The following is a 22,992-nucleotide window of genomic DNA, read 5'->3' as shown; positions in this document are numbered from 1 at the left end:
ATATTGCCACTTTTTTATACCGAAATATACACTTTTTGGCAATTTAACAGAGCCTTTTTTAATATTATTTTATCATAAGTTATTAACAATCAGATTGTTAATTTGTTTTTAAGGAATGACTAATTAATTTCTTCGTATGCTACTTCTTCAGTTTTATCAGAATTATTTTTCTTGATTGGCACAGAACAACCATTAGAACCACAACAACCTTTATTGGTTATGGCTTGAAATATAAAAAAGGCTGCAAAGAATCCGGAAAGAATACTCAGGGTTTCCACTGCTTTAATGGCGATATAAATCCCCAATACTAAACGTAGAATCCGCATAAAATTCCAATCGGTGAGTAAGGTTTGTTTGTCCATTATAATTTATTTTGAAGACTGTACCAACCGCCACCATTATATACTTGGGAGTAGCCATTTGAAGCTAGAATGCTTTTGGCCGAAGCACTTCGCATTCCAGATGCACAACAAGTAATGATGGGTTTATCCTTGTCTTTTAGTTTTCCTAAATTATTTCGTAAAGTATCTACTGAAATATTGATAGAACCTTTGATATGCCCGCCAGCATATTCCGATTTAGAACGAACGTCCAAAATGATGGCGCCGTCCTTTACCAATTCAGCATAGTTTACTCCTGGTCCAATACCGAATAATTTTTTTAATGTATTGATCATTTTAATTTAGTTGTTTTTGGATTTATAGTAATTTACATCAAGCCAAGAGCCACCATTATAACATTCGATGTTGTTTTGTGATAAATAATGATGCGCTTGACCACTTCGCATTCCTGATGCACAGCATAAAACAAGTGGTGTTTTCATCGCTTTTAATTCTTCGATTCTTGCTGGAATTTCATTCAACGGGATGTTAATGGAACCTACTACGTTGCCGCCACTAAATTCCCCATACGTTCTCACATCTACGATAGTACCTAGATTTTCTGCTATTATTTTTTCCATATCCATTTTATTTTCGTTTTAAATGATTTTATATTTGATAAAATACTTTTCGAATTATTATGGCACAAAAGTAAACCAAGGATTGTCCATAGAAAGTAACTTTGGTTACACAAGTTGAAATATGTAAAAAAATGAGAATTACTTTTTACGAATGATGGTCAAAATCGTCACAGGTGGTTTGAAATATTGGTCGCTATTTGGACAGAGTAGTTGAATTTTTTTGACTACATCCATTCCTTTAGTTACTTTTCCAAAAGCGGCAAAACCTTGTCCGTCCTTATTTCTTTTGCCACCAAAATCCAAAGAAGGTTGGTCATTGATGCAAATAAAGAAACTGCAAGTGGCAGAATCCGGTTTGTCTCTCGCCATAGAAATTGTTCCGTTTTTATGAAACAGACCAGTTTTTGAAGTTCTTTCGAGTAGAATAGGCGCAAAAACTTTGGTCGAATCAACTTCTCCTCCTTGAATGACCTCAATTTTGACGGAATCTTTTGCTTGATTGTTTAAAGTTACCGAACGGAAAAAGTTGGTGTTGTCATACAAATGGGCATCGACATATTTCAAGAAATTGGCGACCGTAATAGGTGCTTTTTTAGGATACAATTCGACAGTAATATCGCCTGCAGCAGTTTTAATAATACAAATTTCCTTCTTCTGTGCGGAAATATTCGCGATAAGAAAAAATAATAAAAGTAATGTTAAGGAGGTTTTTTTCATCATTTTGTTAGTTATTATATACTTTGTCCGAAAGTCAGCAAGTTGTTGTCTGGGTCAAGTACAGAAAATTCTTTTTGTCCCCAAGGTTTTATTTCTAATTGTCCGTTGGGATGAATGCTTGTTTTATTGTCCAACAACGTTTGGTAAAAGTTGTCAATATCATCAGTTCTAATGTAAACTTGACCATAGTTTTCTTTTGGATCCAATGTTTTGAACTCAAAAAAATGAATTTGAATGCCGTCTTTTTGCATCATCAAATAACCATCAAAGTCAGCACTTCCAAATTCTTGAAAGCCTAAATTTTTGCTGTAAAAGTTCCTTGTGTCCTTTTTGTCGCGCATGGGTAACTTTGGATGAATGGCTGTGAGCATACTTTTTTATTATTTTAAAGTGCAGTTAGATTTTCTATCTTGTGCTATCTCAAACTCAATGTCATTAAGTTAAGTATGAGTCCTCTTCTGTTGGAGTGTCCAGATTTTTATCGGGATGTATCGAGAACACTACTATTAAAGGCTTCTCGATACTATTTTTATAGTAAAGCTATCGCATTACTACAAAAATCACTCGAAGAGACGGTTAATTAGTGTCAATTATTCCTTAACTTAATAACATTGCTTGCGAGATTCTACTCCTGCTTATTTCAATTTTTTTTTTTACAATCCTTCAGAAACAAAAGCAAGTTTGTTCTTTTCGCGGTTTACAGCTAAACGAAATATTTTAGAAATTCCCATTGCTTTCAAATTGGCTAATTCTTGCCAGGCTTTGTCTTTAGACTTTACATTACAATAAATAAGGCTAGATTCATTCGAAGAAAACAACCATCCATCATCAGTTAAATAAAAATCTTCGGTATTCTTTGGCAATTCTATGAGTTGAGTTATCGCCCCTTTTTTATCAATAAATGAAACCCAATTTCCTTTTTTTAGCTTCTGACAAATTACAATTCCATCTTGGTATTGATACAAACTCCGTCCGATGCTGTCCGTCAGATATTGTTCAGTTTTGTTTATAATATGGATTAATTTTAAAGTAACTTTTGGTTTCGACAAGGTAAACGCTGCAATTTCGGACTCGTTCAACCAGCAATAATACCCTATTGAATCCTTTGAAGTATAGAGTTTTTCAGTAACTAAACCATCTAACGAAATTCGGGTCAGATTTTGGTCTGTGTCTTTGACCACAGAAATAAACTTACCGTCTGGAGTAGTTTTTGGAGAATATTCTGCTTGGCTATTATTAGTAAATTGTTTGGTTTTGGCTGTAGCTAAATCGTATAAAAAAACATCAGTGGATTTCTTGTTTTTAGAACTTACATACGCCACAGCATTTAGCTTTTCGATAAAACTAGGTTGGTTATCGTAGCCTTCATTATTACTAATGTTTATAGGTTTTGTGTTTGGGACGATACTAAAAGAACTCCCATCTTTTTTTATATCGAGCAAATACACTTCAGTTGCTGGTTGTGCAAATCCATATTGATAGAGTAATACAATTAAAAATAGTAAGCGGTTTAATTTCATAAAGTATTATTTTACTGTTTGTATTGCTTTTGCACTTAAGAAGAATACTAACAATTACTTTTTATTTTTTTTAGCCAATTTTCATAATACGGTCTGTCATTATTGGCAGACACTTCGTACCATTGTGAACAAACGAAGTACCTTTCTCTATTAATACTAACTGGAGGTTTCCAATAGCGTATCCAATCGGGGTCATCTCGATTTAAAGTTTTTTTTAAGAAAGGAAATTGAATATCAAATGTTTGTTTTGAATAATCTGCTCTTTGCAATTTCGCAGTTTCTTCGGCATTAATCAAATTATCAATTATTAATTCATTTAAAGTTTCTCTCACATACTTTCCAATGGGTAGTTCAATATTATTATCTTTCAAACTAGAATAGGTTCTTTTAACTTCTATATTTCTCAAATTTTTTCTTAAATAATCTATGTTTTCAGTTTTAGAATAAGATGATTTGTTGGTGATTTCAATAGAAATTTTACTTTTTAACTCTTCAAAAATTTTTGGACCCTGTTTATCCTTTAAATCATCAGAAATAAGTTTTAAAACATATTCATTGCCTTGAGTTGAAGTAAAAAAATCGATAAGATCATTTAACGATTTATTTTCTTCAATTTCTTTTAATTTTTGATTGCAATAATTTATCAATTTATGTTTATCAAATGTGTTCCTTTTTATGATTTCAATTAGTTGTAGACCTTCTTGGTTATTTTCAGTAAACTCAATTTCAATTAATTTAATAGGATGTTTATTGTCGTTTGGGTCATCATAAAAGAGCTGGATGTTCTCTCCTATAAAAAATCCAAATTTCATTTTCAATTGCAGCATATAAGAAACAAGTTGTTGAGAAATCCTCACACTTCCTTGATTAGTTGCTCTTTTCAACTCTACTGCGAATAGCTTTTCTCCCTCGAGACTAATTAAAATATCCAGTCTTAACCTATTGTTCGCTCCAATAGGAAAACTTTTTTCCGTTTCAATTTCATCCCTATATCTTGACCAGCCTAACTTTTCAAAGATATTGACTACTTCATTTTGAAAAAATGCTTCTTTAGAATTTTCTTGTGAATGTTTTTTTATTAAAAAACAGATTTCATTCCATTTATCCATTTTACTATTTTTTAGAGGTAATTATCAAGCCTTCTCTTTCACAAAACCATCAATCACTTTTTGGTAATAATCATAGGTGGTTTTGGCGATAGATTCCCAACTAAAAATTTTCAGAACGCGTTCTCTTCCTGATTTTCCCATTTGGGTTGCCAAGGCTTCGTTCTCTAACAAAATATTAATTTTGGCTGCAAAAGCTTTTTGAAAAGCTTCGGGATTGGCAGGGTTAAAATCGGTTCTTGAAACACTTTCGAGCGGTATCAAATAGCCTGATTCTCCTTCGACAATGATTTCTGGAATTCCACCCACGTGGCTTCCCACCACAGGCGTTTCGCAAGACATTGCTTCGAGATTGATGATGCCAAAAGGTTCATATAAGGACGGACAGGCAAAAACGCGTGCGTGACTGTACAACACTTTTATTTTTTCGCGTGGCAACATTTCTGAGATGAGGATTACGCCGTCTCTTTCTTTTTTCAAATCCGCAATCAAAGCTTCGGTTTCTTCGGCAATTTCCTTGGTGTCAGGTGCTCCAGCACAAAGTACGATTTGGCAATTTTTGTTGAAATGTTTAGCGGAAGAAATCAATTGCGAAATCCCTTTTTGGCGGGTAATTCTTCCGACAAATAACACAAAAGGAATGTTGGGGTCAATTCCTAACTCTACAAGAAGATTATTATCAAAAGTTGGTTTGTAGAATTCTGGATCAATTCCGTTATGAATCACCGTTACTTTATCCGGATTCACTCCGTAGGCTTGGACAACATCCTCTTTCATTTGTTGGCTCACGGCAATAATTCCGTCGGCGGTGTTATAAGTGCTGTTTTCTATCCAACGCGAAAGAAAATAACCATTGCCCAGTTGTTCCACTTTCCAAGGACGATGTGTTTCTAAACTGTGTGTGGTCAAAATCAATGGTGATTGCAACAATTCGCGTGTCATAATTCCGGCAAGATGCGTGTACCAAGTGTGGCAATGAATAACATCGGCCTCAGGCGTGGCTTGCGACAGTTCTACATTTCGACTCATATTGTGAAACATTTTGATGTGCGGATTGGCATCGTCAACCATTTTAGTAAGCGAAGAATTGATTCCGCGAACGTGTATCGAATCTGTATCTACATTTTGGTCGCCAAAACAACGTACCTCGACCTGACCTAATTTGGCTAATTCTTGGCTTAAAAAATCGATATGAACACCTGCACCACCGTAAATGTTGGGAGGAAATTCGTTGGTAAATAAAGCTATTTTCATTGTAGTAAGATTTTATATTGTAAAAAGAAATTATTTTGCTTTTCAAATATAATAAATATCAAGTAGCTATCGTAAAAACAAGGACTGAAATATGTATAAAATTGGTTCTACTGGAAATGTTGTGAACATTCATTTTTTTAAAACCATTAAGAATAGTAAGGTTCATTAAGAAAGACTTTAAGTTTAATTTCTACTTAATGGGTAAAAATTTTCGTAAACATTCATTTTTTAAACATTATGAGTTTATGTAGAAAGTTAAGCGCACAACTGATCTTAATTTTCTTAATGAACTTAATGGTTTAAATTGTTTTGTCTTTCACACAGATACCAGTAGAACCTAAAATTTCAAGAGTTGCTGCAAAAAAAACCGAAAATTTCTTTCCGGTTTTCATATCAATTTAAATTTTATTTTTTCAATCGGTCTTTAAAAACCTTTTCGAATTTCTCGATTTTGGGTTGAATTACCATTTCGCAATAGGGTTGTTTCTTATTGTTTTCGTAGTAATTCTGATGATAATCTTCGGCTTTATAAAATTGAGTCAGGGGTTCTAGAGTTGTCACAATAGGGTCGTCAAAAACCTTTTCTGAGCTTAGTTTGCCAATAATTGATTTGCCTTCATTTTTCTGCTCGTCATTGGCATAAAAAATAACAGAACGGTATTGTGTGCCTCTGTCTGCGCCTTGACGATTTAACGTGGTTGGGTCGTGAACAGTGAAGAATACTTTGAAAATTTCATCAATGTTGGTTACTTTATTATCAAATGTAATTTGCACTACTTCAGCATGACCTGTTGTTCCACTGCAAACTTCTTCATAAGTAGGATTAGCATTTTTTCCTCCAGCATATCCTGAAACCACCGATTTTACGCCGTTTAACTTTTCGTAAACTGCTTCCACACACCAATAACAACCACCACCAAGTGTGATAGTTTCTAAATTGTTTTTATTTTGATTTGCAGCAACAGCATCTGGAACAAAATCCAACGCAATTGAATTCATACAGTATCGCTTGCCAGTTGGTGCAGGCCCATCGTCAAAAAGATGTCCTAAATGTCCGTCGCAGCGGCCGCAAAGTGCTTCTATTCTTTTCATTCCATAGGAATTGTCATCTTTGTAAACCACACTGTTTTTATTGTCTTGTTCAAAAAAACTTGGCCAACCACAACTGCTGGAAAATTTTTGATCTGATTTGAATAACTTGTTTCCGCAAGCCGCGCAGTAGTAGGTTCCTTTTTCATCTAAATCCCAAAGTTTTCCGGTGAAGGCTCTTTCGGTATCGGCATTTCTGGAAACGGCGTACAAATCTGGGGATAGCACTTTTTTCCATAGAACGTTACTAACATGAAGTTTGGTTTTATCGGTATTTGAATAATAGGGATTTTCGGGTTTGTTGATTGTATTTTCCATATTTGAAGTCGTTTGAGAGTTGTTTTTTTTGTTAGTTGTTTGCCCGCAAGCTTGAAGCATAAACAATAGCATCAAGAAGGGTAGCATTTGAATTTTATTTTTTGTTTTCATAATGTGCTTTTTTTTATTTTCAAAATTAATGAGGATATCAAAAAATGAATGTCATCTACTTTACAAATGAACTATATTTGTTAAAATAGTAACGTTTATAGCTCTTTACCCTAGTACTTATTGCTCAAATTTGTATGATGATTTTGAAAAGCATAAAATTAACATTTATTAATTCTAAACAGTCGTTAAACTTTTCACAAACTTTGGAACGGCCAAAAAGGGAAGCCTTTTTTCGTATTTTTGTCCTAATAATTATACGATGGAAGAAGAAAACGTAATATTGGTCAACCAAAATGACGAGCAAATAGGGCTAATGCCCAAAATGGAGGCTCACAAAAAAGCAGTTTTACACCGTGCTTTCTCAGTGTTTGTGTTAAATGATAAAAATGAAATCATGTTGCAGCAAAGGGCGCATCACAAATATCATTCCCCGTTATTATGGACCAATACGTGTTGCAGTCATCAGCGCGACGGCGAAACTAATATTCAAGCTGGAACCCGCAGATTACACGAAGAAATGGGGTTTGTTACCGGTTTGAAAGAATTGTTTCATTTTATTTACAAAGCACCATTCGATAACGGACTGACTGAGCATGAACTTGATCACGTCATGATTGGTTATTACAATGACGAGCCAAAAATAAATCCTGACGAAGTAGAAAGTTGGAAATGGATGAGTATCGAAGATGTAGCCAACGACATTCAGTTGCATCCCGAAATCTACACTGTTTGGTTCAAAATTATTTTCGATGAGTTTTATCATTTTTTAGAAGATCATAAGATTTGAGTCCCGAATGCTTTCGGGAGCAGATTTCAGACTTAACTTTAAACCTTTAAACCATTAAACCTTTAAACTTTACTTCTAACCTCTAACCTCCAACTTTAAATGAGAGTTACCATATCCAGAAAAGCCCATTTCAATGCCGCTCATCGATTGTATCGAAAAGATTGGACGTTCGTGCAAAACGATGCTGTTTTTGGCAAATGCAACAATCCCAATTTTCACGGGCATAACTACGAATTGATCGTCAGTGTTACCGGCGAAATAGATCCTGAAACAGGTTATGTTATGGATGTTAAGCATTTAAGCGATTTGATTTTGGCCGAGGTTGAAAAACCATTTGATCACAAAAACTTGAATTTGGATGTGCCTGAATTTGAAAACCTAAATCCAACCGCCGAAAATATTGTGGTTGTTATTTGGAACAAACTCAGAATGAAACTAAAATCTGAACTTGATTTAGAAGTGGTTTTATACGAAACACCGAGAAACTTTGTAACTTATAGAGGCGAATAATGGCATTACAAATAGGCGATAAAATCCCCAATTTTACAGCAATAGATAGCAGTGGTAATTATTTTGACAGTTCTGCAATTGTTGGAATCAGACCTGTTGTGCTTTATTTTTATCCAAAAGATAATACGCCAGGTTGTACCGCTCAAGCTTGCAGTTTTCGGGATCAATACGAAGATTTCAAAGATTTGGGTGCTGAGGTAATTGGTATTAGTGGCGATAGTGCAGCTTCGCACGAAAAATTCATTCAAAAATACAATTTGCCTTTTATTTTACTTTCGGATTCGGATAAAAAGATCAGGAATCTTTTTGGAGTTAAAACTAATTTGTTTGGCTTGCTTCCAGGTCGAGTGACTTACGTTGCTGACAAAAACGGAATTATTCAGTTGATATTCGACAGTATGAATGCTTCAAACCATATTCCGAAAGCATTAGCGATTGTTAAGAAGATAGTGTAATATACAGATTGGTTTTATTTTTAGCATTCGAGGATTTTTTGTACTTTCGCGATGCTTTAAAAATTTAGACTAATCTGCTGCATTATGAAATTATATCCATTACAATTTGAGCCCATCCTGAAAGAAAGAATTTGGGGAGGTGAAAAACTAAAAACAATTCTAAATAAGCCAATTACTTCCAAAATCACAGGTGAAAGTTGGGAATTATCTACTGTCGAAGGTGATGTAAGTGTTGTTGCCAATGGAGAATTGGCTGGTAAATCGCTCAATGATTTGATTACTTCAAATCCATCTGCAATTTTGGGAACTGAGGTTTATAAAAAATTCGGAAATCAATTTCCTTTATTGTTCAAATACCTAGATGCTCGCGAAGATTTATCGATTCAAGTGCATCCTAACGATGAATTGGCCAAGAAGCGTCACAATTCTTTTGGGAAAACCGAAATGTGGTATGTACTTCAGGCAGATCAAGATTCTAAATTAATTGTTGGTTTTAAAGAAGATTCAAATGCTGCTGAGTATGTTGAAAATTTAGAAAACAAAACCTTACTTTCGATTCTTGACTATGTTGCCGTAAAAGAAGGTGATGTATTCTTTCTTGAAACAGGAACGGTTCACGCCATTGGAGCGGGATTGGTAATTGCCGAAATTCAGCAAACCTCTGATATTACCTATCGTTTGTATGACTTTGATCGAGTCGATGCCGCAGGGAATCACAGGGAATTACACGTAGATTTGGCTTTGGACGCAATCAATTATGATAGAATTGACACCTATAAAAAATACAATAAAGACTTAAATCAATCGAATAATGTTGTAGATTGTCCTTATTTTACCACTAAATTTATACCATTGGATGGAACAATTCCAGTAAATAAATCAGGAGATTCCTTTACCGTTTATATGTGTGTTGATGGTGGTTACGAATTGGAATATGAAGGTACAAAATTCAACTATATCAAAGGAGATACTGTTTTAATACCTGCTGACTTAAAAACTTTTACGATCAACGGAAAAGCTTCAGTTTTAGAAATTTATATTTCATAGTCGTTAATACAAAGATTATGTGTACTTTTGCAATCGCAAATTAAAATAAAAAATAAAATGGCAAACGTTAAGAATTTAAAAAAAGACATCAACTACGTTTTAGGAGATATTATTGAAGCAGTTTACTTGTTTGAAATTTCTACCACAGGAAAACCAACAACAGAAACTAACGCTTTAATAGACGAAGCAATTGCTGCATTTGACGCTTTAATTACTAAAGTTAATGCTAAAAACGTTGATAATAAAAAAGCCCATTTCAAACAAATAAATGTTGAATTGGAACAAACTGCTAATCAATTGATTGCTAAAATCAACGAGTTACAATAAAAAAAAGTCAATAAAAAAGTCTGGTTTTTTTTGGAAAATTAAAATTCAGACTTATATTTGCACCCGTAATGAGTCGCCAGCGTAGCTCAGTTGGCTAGAGCAGCTGATTTGTAATCAGCAGGTCGTGGGTTCGAGTCCCTCCGCCGGCTCAATCACAAACCGTCCCGATGTATCGGGACGGTTTTTTTATTTTGAAAAATATTGGGACGATTCGGGAAGTCCCTCCGCCGGCTCTTTAGTAAAAACCATCTAACGAAAGTTAGGTGATTTTTTGTTTTAAGGGCTTGTAGCGAAAGATGAGGTGTAAATTATTAATTTTCAAAATTTCGTTTTTTTCTAAGAAATTTCATTAAATTTGATAAAAAAAAACAAGTTATGGAAGTATACAATGATATGGAAGAAGAAGTAATAGAATTGCATTTGAATGAATCTGCAAAAGGATTTTTAAGAGAAGCTGCAAAATGGGCCTATTTTTTATCGATTTTAGGATACATTATGATTGGTTTTTTTGTTGTATTTGCCTTGTTTGCAGGGGCGATTTTTTCGTCGGTCGGACAAATGATGCCTATGGGACAAATGGGGATGTTTGGTTCCTCTTTTGGGATGATAATAACTTTTTTTTACTTGTTGATTGCGACTCTTTATTTCTTTCCCATTTATTATTTGAATAAATTTGCAGCTAATCTGAAGCTTGCTTTTAAAAGTAATGATTCGGCTGCGCTTGCAAGTTCTTTCGAGTATTTAAAGTCACATTATAAATTCATTGGAATTATGGCAATAGTAACCTTGAGTTTCTATGCATTATTTATAATTGGAGCAATTGTAGTAGCTGTGGCTGCAGCTTTTAATCATTAACTAGGAATTGATCTCAACAAAAAACCCGTCCTGATTTGTTTCAGGACGGGTTTTCTGTTTCATATAAAATTGCCTTATTTCTGAGCTTTTACTTTAGATAAATATTCCGTAAGTTTTTTTCCATAAAGAGATTGCGCTACTTTAGGAGTCATCGATTTTTGAATTGTATCTAGATATTTAACATTGATATCGTAGATGTCCGTCAAAGCGATATAAGGAGCCACTTCGTAGTCTTTGTTGTTGATGGCAAAATTGGTAGCGAACAAGTATCTTCTTCTTGTATTATTTTCCTGTTTTGCATTCAAGCTATCTAAAGTCAATGGTTTGCCATTTTTTAAGGCAAGAAATTTTTTCTGAATCAAATCTAAATTCTCATCTCTATAACGAGTGTTCATTTTTTGATACTCTTCGTATTTTTCTTGATTTTTTGAACCTGTAATTTTTGCACTAACGATATAGGAATCTAAATTCGTATCAATATTTATAGTACCTGCTTCGGCAAAAAACAAAATGTTATTATCCAATGAGTTGGTTACACCTCTGTCTAAAAACAAGTATAGCATCTCTGGTGATTTCAAATCGATATTGGTTTCGAATTTAGAATCGCCATCAATTTTAATAGTGTCAATTGCGACAAGGCTTGTATCTACTACTCTTTGTATGTAAAGCAGGCCGTTTTTTAGTCCTTTGATGTTTCCTGTTAAATGTAAATTGGTTTGAGACACTTCTTTGCTACAAGAAGCCAAAACTAAAAGCGAAAGAATCGCAACTATAGATTTTTTCATTAGGTGTTTTTTATTTTTTTTGCAAAATAAAGCAAATTGAAGGATATATTTGCTTTTTGCCACTTTAAATTAATAAAAAAACCAATCTATTTCTAAATTGGTTTTGTATAGAAAATGAAATTGTATTTAGCCTTTTAGCCAAGCATTTTTCAAAGTAGATTTAGAAGCATCAGTGGCTTCAAAACTATCTTTGTCTTCATAAGGAAGTTTTACTTTCCCATTTATGATTTGTTCTTTTCCGTCTCTTTTGATTTTGACTGATATAGGATCGTTTTCTTTCCATTTTTCACTTTCCATAATCATATCATAGATGTTATCCAAAGAATAATTTTTGTCGTTTATGGCTATCAAAATATCGCCACCTTTGAGTCCAAGATTTGTATAAAATTCGTTTAATTCGATATTTGGAAGAACGATAATTTCTTTGGTTGATTGATTTACCGTTATATAAGGAGCTTGACCTTTTAGGAAGACATTTGTTGGTGATTTTATGGTTTTTTTTGTTAGACCAACTCTTGCTAAGTATGTGTCATAAGGAATTGGAGTGGGGCCGGCAACATAAGTTTTCAGGAATTCTCCAACTTCTGGATGAGTCAATTGAGTTATTTTGGCAAAAAGTTCTTCGTCATTAAAGGCTTTATTTACACCATATTCTGAGGATAATTTTTGCATTAGATCCAGAATTCCTTTTTTGCCATTGCTGTTATCTCTGATAATGATATCCATGCACAAGCCTATCAATGCTCCTTTTTCGTACACGTTTAAATATTGGGCTTTGTACGGTTCTACAAAAACGTTTTTACTCATGGTTGTAAACGGCATAGTGTCATTGAGGGTGCTTGCATGTTCTATTTTTCCCGCAATCCGAGCGTAAAACTCGTCTTCAGCTATTAGTCCCTGGTTGATTTGAAAAAGATTTGCAAAATATTCTGTTACTCCTTCGTACATCCATAAATGTTCAGACATTTTCGGATCATTGTAGTCGAAATTTTGAATTTCTTGAGAGTGAATGGTCAATGGAGTCACAATATGAAAAAATTCATGTGAAACTACATCCTTAAGCTGTTCGTTTAGTTCCTCTTTTGTCATCATTTCTGGGAAAACAACGGTTGTTGCTGTTGGATGTTCTAATGCTCCAAAACCTTGTGCGTCTTCGTTCATTGTCGATAGATACAACAGAATGCTATATTTTTTTGTTGAATTTATTGGGCCCAAAAATCTTTTTTGAGCCATCATCGTGGTTTTCATATCTGGAGTAATATCTTCTGCGGTAATTTTTCCTGATGGAGAATACACCGCAATTTGAATTTCCATATCATCAACTGCAAAAGTCGTGTGGTTTGGTTTTGAATACATAATTGGATTTTCGACCAACTCTGCATAACGTGAGGTCACAAACAAGTCAATTGTGTTCGCCGGATCTAAGTCTCTCATTGAAGTAGCGCCCCAAAGTTCAGCTGGATGCGAAACAGTTACTTTATAAGGAACAGTCATATAATTTGTAAAATAACCTACAAAACAATGGGTGTTAAGCATTATATTTTTACCTGCGTCAATATTCGAGCCTGCTGGTGAAAAAATATCACCACCACCAAAACCTTGACCTTTTTCGGTATCATAGCTGTCATTGACCAAGTAGGTGATTTTGTCTAACTTTTTAGCATTAGAGATTGTCCAAGAATTGGTGTCTTTTTTATTTACGTTCAATGCATTCCCATTTTTGTCATAGGCTTTTACATCCTCGATATATTTGCCATAATTATCTTGAGAATAGGTTCCGGGAACTGTTTTCGGGATATGATACGTTATTTCATCTGTTTTGATTTTTGGTGATTTCACCGTAACTAAAACCTTGTCATCTTTAATTTCGTTAAGATTGATGTTGACCTGAATGTCTTCTTTTGGACTGGAAGCAGTTGACGAACTTGTGGTTTTACAGCTCCATAGAATGGTTGCAAATGCGAATGCAAATAGTATTTTTTTCATGTTGTGTTTATTTTGTTTTTTGGTAAGTCTAAGTTAGGATGTAAATGTTACTGGGGAATGTATTTTAGGATAGTATTTTAAGAAAAAAAACTCCTAAAACAGGAGTTTCAATTTAATCGAGTTTGTTTTTTATATAATATTTGCCATCCAAATCTTCATCAAAATCATCTATTTTTGCAGGTTTTGGTTTTGGTTTACTGGCCAAAGCTTTCTTTTTCCACATTTCGTATTTTTCAGCAGGCATCTTTTTTTTCATGATTTCAAGAACCTCTTTTTCAGATAACCCAAATTCTTTTTTGATGATTTCAAACGGGTTTCTTTCTTCTAAGGCGAACGTAACAAGTTTTTCTGTTTGTTCCCAATTCAATTCTATGCGGCTACTCTTCTTCATTAGGTGAAAATTAATTCAATTTTAGTAAGGTTTGTTTTTAATGGTTTTGTTTTTAAATCTTTGACCAATATTAATAAAAAAAATAATTACTTTTAATTTAAAGCTAAATTTTTTTATGTTTTTTAGTTGTTTTCGGGGGATCGGGGTTTTTGGAAAGGTATTTTTAGCAATTTTCCCAATTGATTATGCTCTTCAGGCTTCATATGTGTATCGATTCCATAAATGATTTCTTGGTTGGGAAGATACATAAAGGTGCCAAAAAGGCGATCCCAGACAGAAAAAATATTACCATAATTACTGTCGGTATACGGTAATTTGTAGTGATGGTGCACTTTGTGCATATTGGGAGATACTATAAAATAGCTCAAAAACGCATCTAATTTTTGAGGTAATGCAATATTGGCGTGAGTGAATTGTGTGGAAACGACAGACAGCGTTTGATACATAAAGACGAGCCACATTGGACTTCCGACGATTAAAACACCAAGAGTTGTAAACACGAAACGAATGACGCTTTCGCCAGGATGATGCCTATTCCCAGATGTTGTATCTATCCAAGTGTCGGTATGGTGTATCAAATGAAATCGCCACAAGAATTTGACCTTATGTTCGATAAAATGAGCCAAATAAGCCCCAATAAAATCTAATAAGAGCAAACCAACTAATGCATACAGCCAAGTAGGCATTGATGGTATCCATTGTAATATGCCAAAATTATTGGTAATAGTCCAGTTGGAAGTTTTAAACAATAGAAAGGCTAATGTAAAATTGATCAGTATGGTGGTAAACGTCAAGAAGAAGTTGATTCCTGCGTGTTGCCATTTTTTATACTTGAAGTTAAATAGGGGAAAAGTGTTTTCAATTAGCCAAAAAAATGTGATTCCACCAACAAGAATCAAGCTTCTATGAGAGGATGGAATAGTTGAGAAATAGGAAATAATTTCATTCATATTCAAAGTATTGGATTTCAAAGTTACTAATTTTAGTAGTGTTATTTATTCTATAAGGCGAAATGTTAGATTGATTCGCGAACCAATTGGTTTTGCAGTTTTTGGAATTTGATGTTTCCAGAAATGCTGAGTACTTCCTTGCATTAGCAATAGACTTCCATTTTCTAGGACAATATTTAGTTTTGCATTAGAAATACTGTTGTGTTTCAGTTGAAAAATCCTTTCGGCTCCAAAACTTACGGAGGCAATTATTGGATTTTGTCCTAATTCTTTTTCATTATCAGCGTGCCAACCATTACTATCTTTTCCGTCACGGTACAGGTTGAGCAGTACTGTGCTGAAATTGGTATTGGAAATACCTTCAATCTTTGCCTTTATCTTTTTAAGTAGCGGATTCCAAGCATGTGGTTCCATTTTTATATTTGAATAGGAATAGGTTTTTCCTTGATTTCCGTATAGTGCTGTTAATCTTGGTTGCGGATGGGTTTTTCCAAAAACTCGAATATCATCTTGTTGCCAAAGAATGTCATTAGTTAATGCTGCAAAAATCGCATCGGCCTCCTTTTTGTCAAAAAAATGAGGAAAATAGATGATTGCTGCATCTGGCAGATTGAAAACTATGGGTTCCGATTGAAAAAGTAAATTCATTGAACAAAAATTAAGAGAAAAACTAAGATTTTCATCTTCGCTTTTCTCTTTAGTGTAAGGTAATATAAAATGAAATTATGCCTCTGAATTATCTTGAAGTAAATTTTTATAAATGAATCCAGCGGCTATAGCTCCCAATATTGGTGCTAACCAAAACAACCAAACTTGTGATAATGGTTCACCACCTACAAAAATGGCTTGAGACAATGAACGAGCAGGATTTACAGAGGTATTTGTAATTGGAATACTGATTAAGTGAATCAATGTTAAAGCTAGGCCAATTGCAATACCGGCGAATTTCCCGTTGGCAAATTTATCAGTAGCTCCTAGGATTACTAATAAGAAAAACATAGTTAATATGAACTCAGCAATAAAGGCTGCTTGCATTGAATATCCATCGGGAGAAAAAGCACCAAAACCATTAGAGGCAAAAGCACCTGCTTTGGTGGCATCGATAGCAAAACCTGCTTTTCCAGAAGCAATGGCAAGCAAAGTTCCTGCAGCAGCAATTGCTCCAGCACATTGTGCAATGATGTAAGGAACCAATTCTTTGGCAGAAAAACGTCCTCCGGCCCATAAACCAAAAGAGACTGCTGGATTAAAATGCCCACCCGAAATGTGTCCAACAGCATAAGCCATTGTTAGTACCGTTAAACCAAATGCAAGAGAAACTCCTACGAATCCAATTCCTAAATCGGGAATTCCTGCTGCAAAAAGAGCGCTACCACAACCACCAAAAACCAACCAATAAGTTCCAAAAAACTCAGCCAATAATTTTCTCATAATGTATATTTTAGATTGTTAATACATACGAAGTTAAGGTAAATGTATTTTAAAATCAAAAATAGTTGTTAATTTTTTCGCTTTATGACAAAATTTGAGCCTGTAAATTAATTTTAAGTCGACTAATCGGGAATTTATTTGAAGAGAAAAAAAGTTATTTATTTCGAAAGTGCTTTGTCAAATAAAAAATATTAACCCCCAAAATAAAGGTGTTAGAAATGATAATTGGCCAAGAGGTAGCCAACATAAATCCATAGACTACAAATAAGAAGCATCCTGTAGAGTTTATAATTCTAAGGGTGTTGATGTTTTTCATCAAAAATGAAATCATTAAAACTAAAGAAGCTAAATAGCCTACCCATTCTGTCATTGAAATATCAAACATAATTTTTTATTTTTAGTGGAGGGCAAAAGTAAACTATTGTTGTGATTTTTGGCTAAATCATTGTGTTTTTTAAAACAAACCATCCAATGCTTTATTTTGAATGCCAATTTTGGAGGCATCAAAATGCAATTTATTTTTCAAAATGGAAGCATACACGCTCCTAAAATCAATCTCGTGTTTCAGGTCGCCATTATCTAAATCTGAAAGGATAGGATTTCGTCCAAGGATTTTTCCGCGATTATTTCCTCCGATGACAAACATTGGTGCAGCCGTTCCGTGGTCGGTTCCACGTCCGTTATCTTTAACGCGTCGACCAAATTCAGAGAAAACTACAATAGTCACGTATTGCAATTGCTGTGATTTTTTTAAATCAGTATAGAAACTAAATACAGCATCATTGAGATCTGTTAATTTGTTTTTGTGAATGGCAAGCTGATTGTCGTGGGTGTCAAAACCACCTAAGGAAGTATAATACACTTTAGAATTCAGGTTTCCTTTTATCAATTTCGAAATCCACTCGAGGTTTTTTGCTAAATCCGTTTTAGGATAAACGACATCTGAAGGAGCTGATTTTGCTAATGCTTTCTGAATCTCATCTGAACCTTCAACAACAGAATTGGCTATTTTTCGAACAAAATCCAGTTGTGGATTAGTGGATAGCTGACTTTCCGTTTCGGCTTTACCTTTTACAACGAAGCGGTTCGGCTCTTTTACAGTAATTGAGTTGGGTTCTTCGCCTTTTAAGGCTAGATTGTCGATGTTGTCGATGTTTATTCCCGCAGTGGGTTGATGTTCTTTGCATTGTAAATCCAAATAGCGCCCCAGCCAACCATCATTCAAATATTCTTGTTGGGTTGGTGCCGTTTGCCAAATTTCCTGACTTCTGAAGTGGGAACGCACTGGATTTTTGTATCCTACATTTTGTATCACAGACAAATCACCATTTTGTTGCATTGTTGCAAAACCTTTCAGAGCAGGATGAAAACCCATTCCTTTGGTTGAATTCAGAACTTCATTTTTTGAAATAGCAATATTGGGACGTAAATTAGCATAAAGCGCGTCTTCAAAAGGGATGAAAGTATTCAAACCGTCATTTCCTCCGTTCAATTGAATGAAAACTAGGCATTGCTCTCCCAAAACCAAGTTGGTTTGTGTGCCAAATGAATATAGAAAATCAGGCAATAGGAGTGAACCGCCAGTAAATGTTCCTGTGATTGCTAAAAATTTTCTTCTGTCCATTTTTCTTGATTTTTAAATGAGTTGGAATTCGGGTGTTTTTACCATAAAGTTGAACAAGCGCATTACCGCATTATCAGAGCCATTGGTCTTGCTGTCGAAGTCGTATTTTAATATTTGTTCAAAATCGGCTTGATTGTTTTTGTCTGTTTGAAACAATAAACGGTTCGAGAGGTCGGCAATTATTTCTTTGTTATTTTCTTCTTTGTTCCAAATTAGTCTAACGCTAATCTCTTTTTTTAATTTTTTATCCATCATCGAATTTTCACCTATTTCTTTCTTGGCTCGGCTTAAATTTTTACCATTGCAAAGCAAATCAGCAACAGTATTACGTTGCAAGAAAATTTGTGAAGTGAGCCACGAATTTCCTCCATCCCATCCTTTTACATTGGGTTGGTTGAACAAATCCATTCCTTGTTGTTTGATAAATATTGCTATTAAAATTTTGCTAGGATTTTCTACATTAAGTTCATCGATTAACTGCAAGCTGAATTCTAATGGGTTTTTTATTTTGGCACCAGCATTGTTTTTGTCAAATTCTTCAGTGAATATTTTGGTAAGCAAAGGTTGAATTTCGAAATTCATTTTCTTGAAATAATCTCCATAATACTTGACTAATTCTTCCTTTGGATTATCGTAAATGAACCATTTTAAAATTTTTCGGGTAATCAAATAAGGAATATTAGGTTGATCGAAAATGATGTCAATCATTTCATCGATTTTGAAATTGCCTTTTTTACCTAAATAATCGAAAGGTTCATTGTCTTCAAAAAGCTTTCTGTAAACCGCAGTTTCTTCGCCAATACCAAGTCCAGCAAGACCTTTGGCTCCGTTTTTTATATCTTGTTCCGTATAATTTCCGATGCCAAGGGTAAAAAGTTCGAGTAATTCTCGGCTTAAGTTTTCGTTGAGTTTGTCTTTTCGATTGTCAATATTGTCCAAGTAGCGAACCATCGCATTGGATTTGATGATTTTCTTGGTTATGGTTTTGAAGTTGCCAAAAGCATTTTCTCGAAGAATTTGATTGTGCTGAAATACCCAATAATTTACCTTCACTTTTTGAAAAGTCGAAACGTAATGATTGTGCCAAAAACAAGTCATTTTTTCGCGAAGCGGAAATTCGTCTTGGTACATTTTCTCTATCCACCAAGCTTTCATTTCGAAAGAAGTTTGCGCTTCCTTTTTAAGTAACTCCTTTATTTCTGTGGGATTTGATGCCTTTAATTTTTTTCTGGATTCTTTAAATTCTTGAGCTGATTTAGGGCTATCATCAAGAAAACTGGGTATTTTAGAATCAACAGGGGTGCTAAAAGATTGTTCTAAGAATGATTTCAAGCCAATTTTTTCGATTGTTTTTGCTTGCTTTGCCGAATATCCGAGACGTAGTGACCAAAGAGTGTTTTTGTCCATTATCAAAAGTGTTATAAAAGTTTGACTTAGATTTTCTAAAAAGGTTTAATCACTTTTATTAAGAGATGTCCAGAAATTATGCTGCTTCTTTTTTTTCGGTCAAATCGCTCAAATGCACTCTAAGCGCGCCAACCGAAATGTTGATTTCCCAAAATGATAATCCCAATGAAATAAGCAAACTAAGAAGGCTTAATCCAAAAAAATAAACACCAAATTCTTGCTCATCTAAAAATAATAAAAACATCGTAAATACCGACAAGAATAAGCTTAAAACACCGGCCATTTGCATAAATCGAATTAGTGTCAGTCGCAAGTTGAGGTTTTTTATTTCTAATAAAACCATACTGCTGGCTTTTTCTTTATACGCTTTTTTTAATCCTCTGATAATAGTTGCAATAGTCAGAAATCGATTGGTATAAGCCAATAAAATCAAGGAAGTGGCAGAGAAAAGTAGTGCGGGAGTTTCTATTTGTAAAGTCATTTTTAATTGATGGTTTAAATTTCACTTTCAAAGTTCGGGATTCTTTAGTCAATATTTCGTTTTAAAAACAAAAAAACCTGCAAATTTTCACTTGCAGGTTTCAGTTCCCCTCCTTTGGAGGGGCTAGGGGAGGATTATTTTATCAACTCAAAACTTCTTTTCACGAAAGCCGTAAGTTCTTCGCCTTTCAATAGGTTTTGAGATAATTTTGCTAAGTCTAAAGCTTGTTTTACCAAGTTTTCTTGAGTGGTTTTGTCCTCGGTATTCAAAATATTGGAAGCCAACTCAGAGTTGGTATTGACTACCAAATTATACATTTCTGGCATATTGCCCATTCCGAACATTCCACCACCGCCAGTTTGGCTCATTTCTTTCATTCTACGCATAAATTCAGGTTGCGTGATGATAAATGGCGCTGCTTGACTGTCCATAGCTTGCATTTGTACTGTGTATGCTTTTGGAATATAAGCTTCTAATGATGATTTTAAAGTTTCTTTTTCAGTATCCGATAATTTAGAAATAGTCGTTTCCTCTTTTTTAATCAAATTATCGATATGATCAGAATCGACACGAACAAAAGTCATATCGTTATTATTGCTTTCTATTTTTTGAATCAAGTGTGGAATAATAGGCGAGTCTAATAGTAAAACTTCATATCCTTTTTCTTGAGCAATTTCGATATAGGAGTGTTGAGCTTCTTTATTTCCAGCATACAATACTACTAGTTTTCCGTCTTTGTCCGTTTGATTTGCCTTAAGATTTTCTTTCAATTCTGCTAAAGTGTAGAATTTGTCATCAATCGTTGGGTACAAAACAAAAGCATCGGCTTTTTCGTAGAATTTCTCTTCTGAAAGCATTCCATATTCAAGTACAATTTTGATGTCGTTCCATTTTTTCTCGAATTCTTCGCGGTTTTCTGTAAACAATGATTTCAGTTTATCAGCCACTTTACGAGTAATGTAGTTTGAGATTTTCTTCACTGCTCCGTCTGCTTGTAGGCTAGAACGAGATACATTTAATGGAATGTCTGGAGAATCGATAACTCCTTTTAGCATTGTCAAAAATTCCGGCACGATTCCTTCAACGTTATCCGTTACATAAACCTGATTTTGGTACAATTGAATTTTGTCTTTCTGAATTTGTAAATCAGCACCTAATTTTGGAAAATATAAAATCCCTGTCAAATTGAATGGGTAATCTACATTCAAATGGATGTGGAATAAAGGCTCTTCGAATTGCATTGGATACAATTCGTGATAGAAACTTTTGTAATCCTCATCAGTCAATTCTGTTGGTTGTTTTGTCCAAGCAGGATTTGGGTTGTTGATGAAGTTGTCTACTTCAATAGTTTCCGCTTTGTAATCTTCAGGAGCATCTTCAGGTTTTGGAAGTGTTTCTGTTTTAGTCCCAAATTTTATTGGAATAGGCATAAATTTATTATATCTATTCAATAATTCTTTGATTTTGAACTCTTCTAAAAACTCTAGTGAATCTTCGGCAATGTGCAAAATGATTTCAGTTCCACGAGTGGTTTTGTCAGCAGGTTCCAAAGTGAATTCTGGGCTACCGTCACAAATCCAATGTGCCGCTGGCTCATCTTTGTATGATTTTGTAATGATTTCTACCTTAGAAGCGACCATAAATGCAGAATAGAAACCAAGCCCAAAATGACCGATAATTCCAGAATCTTTGGCAGAATCTTTGTATTTTTCTAAGAATTCTTCAGCTCCCGAAAAAGCAATTTGGTTGATGTATTTTTCTACTTCATCTGCGGTCATACCCAAACCTTGGTCGATAATGTGCAATTTCTTAGCTTCTTTATCAATTTTCACTTCTAAAATTGGATTGCCATATTCAACATTGGCGTCACCAACACTTGTAAGGTGTTTTAATTTTAGGGTTGCATCCGTTCCGTTAGAAATCAACTCACGTAAAAATATTTCGTGATCGCTGTATAAGAATTTCTTAATCAAAGGGAAGATGTTTTCTACCGAAACATTAATTTTTCCAGTTGTCATAGTTGAAGTTTTTTAAAATTATTTTAATTGGTAATTCTGCTTTCAAATAAGATACCAATTCATATGAATGTGACAAAATGACATTTTATCATTTATTATTTATGAAAAAGTAGAAGATCTTGAATGTTCGTTGGTTTTGTGAAGTATTAAAAACAGTTTTTTAAAATTTTATACTGTTTTTTCGAAAATAAAATTATAAATTTATAAACTACATTTTACTTATTAACTTAATACAGAAATAAATTATGAAGAAATTTGCCGCATTATTTTTAATACTAATTTTTGCAATAGCTTGCAAGTCTACCTCTGCACCTGCTGCTGCGCCAGTAGCCAACACTAAGTTGGACAAAAGTTCTCAAGTTGCCATAAAGGGAGACTGGAAAATCACCAAGGTTTCTTATCCGGGATCTGATTATTTTAAAGTTGATTCCTTCGGAATTGCAGATTCACAATGTTTTATTGGAAGTAATTGGAATTTTATTTCGAATAATAATAAAGGATATATGAGTATTGCAACATCCAATTGCCCTGCATTTAGTTCCCCAATAGTTTGGAGTATCAACAAAGACGGGATGTTTGTTTTAAAAATTGTGGATGCTGGGGTGAAATCAAAAACTGTTACATCAGGTTATTTATTGCGAGTGGCCAATCAAACCGAAACATCTTTCCAATTGGTTGATAAAATTGATGTAGGAGGTCAAAAAAAGGATATTACCTATCAATTTGAAAAAATTTATAGGTATAGGCGTTTAGGCCGCCCAAAAACGAAAATAGTATTACCTTTGTCAAATGAGTACAAGGGAGAAATTTATAGGTGTGAATTCAATAAAATTTAACAAGCGATTTAAGGAAGATGCAGACT

Annotated in this window: 27 protein-coding genes and 1 tRNA gene; 8 read left to right on the top strand and 20 right to left on the bottom strand. The window is 34.1% G+C overall.

Features of this window, described 5'->3' with window-relative positions; all coding sequences use genetic code 11:
• Nucleotides 1–119 precede the first annotated feature (119 nt).
• The 9 genes from ACIQ1E_RS09215 to ACIQ1E_RS09175 all read right to left on the bottom strand — a co-directional run bounded on the left by ACIQ1E_RS09215 (nucleotide 120) and on the right by ACIQ1E_RS09175 (nucleotide 7,076).
• The gene (locus ACIQ1E_RS09215; RefSeq protein WP_396170765.1) at nucleotides 120–362 is read right to left on the bottom strand and encodes a hypothetical protein; all 243 of its coding nucleotides are present in this window, start codon (nucleotides 360–362) and stop codon (nucleotides 120–122) included.
• Nucleotides 362–676 (bottom strand): rhodanese-like domain-containing protein, encoded by a 315-nt coding sequence (locus tag ACIQ1E_RS09210; RefSeq protein ID WP_396170763.1) that lies wholly within the window; start codon nucleotides 674–676, stop codon nucleotides 362–364. The genes ACIQ1E_RS09215 and ACIQ1E_RS09210 overlap by 1 nt, the downstream gene beginning before the upstream one ends.
• 6 nt (nucleotides 677–682) lie before the next feature.
• Entirely contained in the window at nucleotides 683–961 is a 279-nt protein-coding gene (locus ACIQ1E_RS09205; RefSeq protein ID WP_396170761.1) for a rhodanese-like domain-containing protein, read from the bottom strand.
• Nucleotides 962–1,099: 138 nt separating this feature from the next.
• On the bottom strand, nucleotides 1,100–1,681 hold the full coding sequence (locus ACIQ1E_RS09200; protein WP_396170759.1) for a peptidylprolyl isomerase: 582 nt from the start codon (nucleotides 1,679–1,681) through the stop codon (nucleotides 1,100–1,102).
• 11 nt (nucleotides 1,682–1,692) lie between these two features.
• Nucleotides 1,693–2,049 (bottom strand): bleomycin resistance protein, encoded by a 357-nt coding sequence (locus tag ACIQ1E_RS09195; RefSeq protein WP_396170757.1) that lies wholly within the window; start codon nucleotides 2,047–2,049, stop codon nucleotides 1,693–1,695.
• Nucleotides 2,050–2,331: 282 nt separating this feature from the next.
• Nucleotides 2,332–3,198 (bottom strand): TolB family protein, encoded by an 867-nt coding sequence (locus ACIQ1E_RS09190; RefSeq protein ID WP_396170755.1) that lies wholly within the window; start codon nucleotides 3,196–3,198, stop codon nucleotides 2,332–2,334.
• 47 nt (nucleotides 3,199–3,245) lie between these two features.
• Entirely contained in the window at nucleotides 3,246–4,307 is a 1,062-nt protein-coding gene (locus ACIQ1E_RS09185) for a hypothetical protein (protein ID WP_396170753.1), read from the bottom strand.
• 24 nt (nucleotides 4,308–4,331) lie between these two features.
• Nucleotides 4,332–5,558: a glycogen synthase gene (gene glgA, locus ACIQ1E_RS09180; RefSeq protein ID WP_396170751.1), complete on the bottom strand. Its 1,227-nt coding sequence runs from the start codon at nucleotides 5,556–5,558 to the stop codon at nucleotides 4,332–4,334.
• A gap of 405 nt (nucleotides 5,559–5,963) precedes the next feature.
• The gene (locus ACIQ1E_RS09175; RefSeq protein WP_396170749.1) at nucleotides 5,964–7,076 is read right to left on the bottom strand and encodes a bifunctional methionine sulfoxide reductase B/A protein; all 1,113 of its coding nucleotides are present in this window, start codon (nucleotides 7,074–7,076) and stop codon (nucleotides 5,964–5,966) included.
• Nucleotides 7,077–7,335: 259 nt separating this feature from the next.
• On the opposite strand from ACIQ1E_RS09175, the gene idi reads away from it, so the two are divergent.
• The 7 genes from idi to ACIQ1E_RS09140 all read left to right on the top strand — a co-directional run bounded on the left by idi (nucleotide 7,336) and on the right by ACIQ1E_RS09140 (nucleotide 11,057).
• On the top strand, nucleotides 7,336–7,863 hold the full coding sequence (gene idi / locus ACIQ1E_RS09170; RefSeq protein ID WP_396170747.1) for an isopentenyl-diphosphate Delta-isomerase: 528 nt from the start codon (nucleotides 7,336–7,338) through the stop codon (nucleotides 7,861–7,863).
• A gap of 99 nt (nucleotides 7,864–7,962) precedes the next feature.
• Complete coding sequence (locus ACIQ1E_RS09165) at nucleotides 7,963–8,373, top strand: 6-pyruvoyl trahydropterin synthase family protein (RefSeq protein ID WP_396170746.1); 411 nt, start codon at nucleotides 7,963–7,965, stop codon at nucleotides 8,371–8,373.
• Entirely contained in the window at nucleotides 8,373–8,828 is a 456-nt protein-coding gene (locus ACIQ1E_RS09160; protein WP_396170744.1) for a peroxiredoxin, read from the top strand. Before ACIQ1E_RS09165 ends, ACIQ1E_RS09160 begins: the two co-directional genes overlap by 1 nt.
• Before the next feature lie 84 nt (nucleotides 8,829–8,912).
• Nucleotides 8,913–9,875: a type I phosphomannose isomerase catalytic subunit gene (locus ACIQ1E_RS09155; protein ID WP_396170743.1), complete on the top strand. Its 963-nt coding sequence runs from the start codon at nucleotides 8,913–8,915 to the stop codon at nucleotides 9,873–9,875.
• A gap of 57 nt (nucleotides 9,876–9,932) precedes the next feature.
• Nucleotides 9,933–10,202, top strand: coding sequence for a hypothetical protein (locus ACIQ1E_RS09150; RefSeq protein WP_396170741.1), 270 nt, complete (start codon nucleotides 9,933–9,935; stop codon nucleotides 10,200–10,202).
• A gap of 75 nt (nucleotides 10,203–10,277) precedes the next feature.
• A tRNA-Thr gene (locus tag ACIQ1E_RS09145) sits at nucleotides 10,278–10,351 on the top strand.
• 226 nt (nucleotides 10,352–10,577) lie between these two features.
• Nucleotides 10,578–11,057, top strand: a complete 480-nt coding sequence (locus tag ACIQ1E_RS09140) for a hypothetical protein (protein WP_396170739.1) — start codon at nucleotides 10,578–10,580, stop codon at nucleotides 11,055–11,057.
• A gap of 74 nt (nucleotides 11,058–11,131) precedes the next feature.
• Here ACIQ1E_RS09140 and ACIQ1E_RS09135 read toward each other — a convergent pair whose 3' ends face one another.
• The 11 genes from ACIQ1E_RS09135 to htpG form a co-directional block, all read right to left on the bottom strand.
• The gene (locus ACIQ1E_RS09135) at nucleotides 11,132–11,842 is read right to left on the bottom strand and encodes a DUF4369 domain-containing protein (protein ID WP_396170737.1); all 711 of its coding nucleotides are present in this window, start codon (nucleotides 11,840–11,842) and stop codon (nucleotides 11,132–11,134) included.
• A 126-nt stretch (nucleotides 11,843–11,968) separates the two neighbouring features.
• Nucleotides 11,969–13,828, bottom strand: a complete 1,860-nt coding sequence (locus ACIQ1E_RS09130; protein ID WP_396170735.1) for a peptidase M61 — start codon at nucleotides 13,826–13,828, stop codon at nucleotides 11,969–11,971.
• A 112-nt stretch (nucleotides 13,829–13,940) separates the two neighbouring features.
• Nucleotides 13,941–14,219 (bottom strand): DUF2805 domain-containing protein, encoded by a 279-nt coding sequence (locus ACIQ1E_RS09125; protein ID WP_133275992.1) that lies wholly within the window; start codon nucleotides 14,217–14,219, stop codon nucleotides 13,941–13,943.
• Nucleotides 14,220–14,341: 122 nt separating this feature from the next.
• The gene (locus tag ACIQ1E_RS09120; protein WP_396170767.1) at nucleotides 14,342–15,169 is read right to left on the bottom strand and encodes a sterol desaturase family protein; all 828 of its coding nucleotides are present in this window, start codon (nucleotides 15,167–15,169) and stop codon (nucleotides 14,342–14,344) included.
• A gap of 45 nt (nucleotides 15,170–15,214) precedes the next feature.
• Nucleotides 15,215–15,817 carry an alpha-ketoglutarate-dependent dioxygenase AlkB family protein gene (locus ACIQ1E_RS09115; RefSeq protein ID WP_396170732.1) on the bottom strand — a complete coding sequence of 201 codons (603 nt, stop codon included), beginning with the start codon at nucleotides 15,815–15,817 and terminating at the stop codon, nucleotides 15,215–15,217.
• A 75-nt stretch (nucleotides 15,818–15,892) separates the two neighbouring features.
• Nucleotides 15,893–16,600: an aquaporin Z gene (gene aqpZ / locus ACIQ1E_RS09110; protein WP_396170730.1), complete on the bottom strand. Its 708-nt coding sequence runs from the start codon at nucleotides 16,598–16,600 to the stop codon at nucleotides 15,893–15,895.
• Between the two features lie 154 nt (nucleotides 16,601–16,754).
• Nucleotides 16,755–16,985 (bottom strand): uroporphyrinogen decarboxylase, encoded by a 231-nt coding sequence (locus ACIQ1E_RS09105; RefSeq protein WP_396170728.1) that lies wholly within the window; start codon nucleotides 16,983–16,985, stop codon nucleotides 16,755–16,757.
• Between the two features lie 69 nt (nucleotides 16,986–17,054).
• A complete protein-coding gene (locus ACIQ1E_RS09100) occupies nucleotides 17,055–18,224 on the bottom strand; it encodes a DUF1501 domain-containing protein (RefSeq protein ID WP_396170726.1) in 1,170 nt (389 codons plus the stop codon).
• A 12-nt stretch (nucleotides 18,225–18,236) separates the two neighbouring features.
• On the bottom strand, nucleotides 18,237–19,631 hold the full coding sequence (locus ACIQ1E_RS09095) for a DUF1800 domain-containing protein (RefSeq protein ID WP_396170724.1): 1,395 nt from the start codon (nucleotides 19,629–19,631) through the stop codon (nucleotides 18,237–18,239).
• A gap of 76 nt (nucleotides 19,632–19,707) precedes the next feature.
• Complete coding sequence (locus ACIQ1E_RS09090; RefSeq protein ID WP_396170722.1) at nucleotides 19,708–20,112, bottom strand: DUF2721 domain-containing protein; 405 nt, start codon at nucleotides 20,110–20,112, stop codon at nucleotides 19,708–19,710.
• A 134-nt stretch (nucleotides 20,113–20,246) separates the two neighbouring features.
• Entirely contained in the window at nucleotides 20,247–22,130 is a 1,884-nt protein-coding gene (gene htpG, locus ACIQ1E_RS09085; RefSeq protein ID WP_396170720.1) for a molecular chaperone HtpG, read from the bottom strand.
• A 245-nt stretch (nucleotides 22,131–22,375) separates the two neighbouring features.
• Between htpG and ACIQ1E_RS09080 the strand changes: the two genes are divergently transcribed.
• Complete coding sequence (locus tag ACIQ1E_RS09080; protein ID WP_396170718.1) at nucleotides 22,376–22,966, top strand: lipocalin family protein; 591 nt, start codon at nucleotides 22,376–22,378, stop codon at nucleotides 22,964–22,966.
• Nucleotides 22,967–22,992 lie beyond the last annotated feature (26 nt).

Source organism: Flavobacterium sp. (assembly GCF_044348915.1).
Taxonomy (GTDB): Bacteria; Bacteroidota; Bacteroidia; order Flavobacteriales; family Flavobacteriaceae; genus Flavobacterium.
This window is presented reverse-complemented; position numbering and strand designations above follow the sequence as displayed.